Source organism: Allobosea sp. 01N443 (assembly GCF_056399325.1).
Window position 1 is genome coordinate 1 of sequence record NZ_JBFTRC010000381.1, and the last position, 1,451, is coordinate 1,451.

Genomic DNA, 1,451 nt, shown 5'->3' on the forward strand with positions numbered 1-1,451 from the left:
ATCTCAACCTCTGCGGTGATGGTGTACGACTTGTCGAGGATCCTTGGGGCAGCGCTCGGCGGCACACCGGACAGCTCTCCTGAATAGGTGAAGAGCGTTCGGCCCGCCGTCAGGCTCGGACGCGGTGTGTTCCAGCGCGCGAGCGACGAATTGTCGAGCGGCAGTGCGTCGTATTTCTTGGCTTCCGAATAGAACAACGCCTGCATCTGCTTGACCTTGTCCGGCAATTTCGCAGCCAGGTCATTGGACTCCGTGGGGTCCTGCCTGACGTTGTAAAGCTCCCAGTTGTAGCCCGTGATCACATCCGGAGGCGTGGCCGTGCTCAGTGCCCAGGGCAGGGTCGCCGGAGTCGTGGCCGCCACCCAGCCGTCATTGTAGATCGCGCGGTTGCCGAGCATTTCGAAATACTGGGTCTTGCGCCGGGATGGCACGGCCACACTCGCCTTGTCCCAGGTGTACATCATGCTGACGCCGTCGAACGGACGCTGCTTGATGCCGTCGAGAGTAGCGGGGGCAGCGACACCGGTCGCTTCCAGAATCGTCGGCACGATATCGATGATGTGGTGGAACTGCCGCCGGATGCCGCCCACATCCCTGACATGGCCGGGCCAGGACATGGCCATGCCCTGGGCCGTTCCGCCAAAGTGCGAGGCGACCTGCTTGACCCATTTGAACGGCGTGCTCATCGCCCAGGCCCAGCCGGCGGCAAAATGCGGAAAGGTTCGCTCCGAGCCCCAGAACTCGTACCAGAGCAACTGGTCCTTCACGGGCACTGCAACGCCGTTGAAGGTTGTGAACTCGTTCGGCGTGCCGTTGAGCATGCCCTCGGCGCTCGCGCCATTGTCGCCGCTGATATAGATGATCAGGGTGTTGTCGAGCTGACCGAGGTCCTCGACGGCCTGGATGACCCGTCCGATCTCGTGATCGGTATAGGCGAGATAGGCGCCGTAGACATCCATTTGCCTGGTGAAGAGCTTTTTCTCCTCCCAACCGAGCGAATCCCACTCCGGCAATTCTTTGGGCCAGGGGGTCAGCTTGGCCTCGGCCGGCATGATGCCGAGCCTCTTCTGGTTGGCGAAGATCGTCTCGCGCAGCGTGTTCCAGCCGCCGTCGAAGAGGTGCATGTCGCTGATCTTGGCGATCCACTCCGGCGTGGGATGATGCGGCGCATGCGTGCCACCGGGGACATAGTAGACGAGGAACGGCTTGTCCGGCGCGACCTCCTTGAGCTGCTTCATATGCTGGATGGCCTCGTCGGCCATGGCTGTGGTCAGGTTCCAGTTCGATGCGCCCTGGAACGGATAGATCGGCGTCGTGTTGCGGAAGAGATTTGGTTGCCATTGGCTCGCGTCTCCGCCGACGAAGCCGTAGAAATAGTCGAAGCCCAATCCGGTCGGCCATTGATCGAATGGTCCGGCCTGGCTCGCCTGGTAGAAGGGTGTGTTGTGGTT

1 protein-coding gene is annotated in these 1,451 nt (G+C 61.7%); it reads right to left on the reverse strand.

Annotated elements, in window-relative coordinates:
* On the reverse strand, positions 1 to 1,451 hold a 1,451-nt coding region (locus tag AC1DRP_RS36520), incomplete at both ends, for a sulfatase-like hydrolase/transferase (RefSeq protein WP_476771133.1).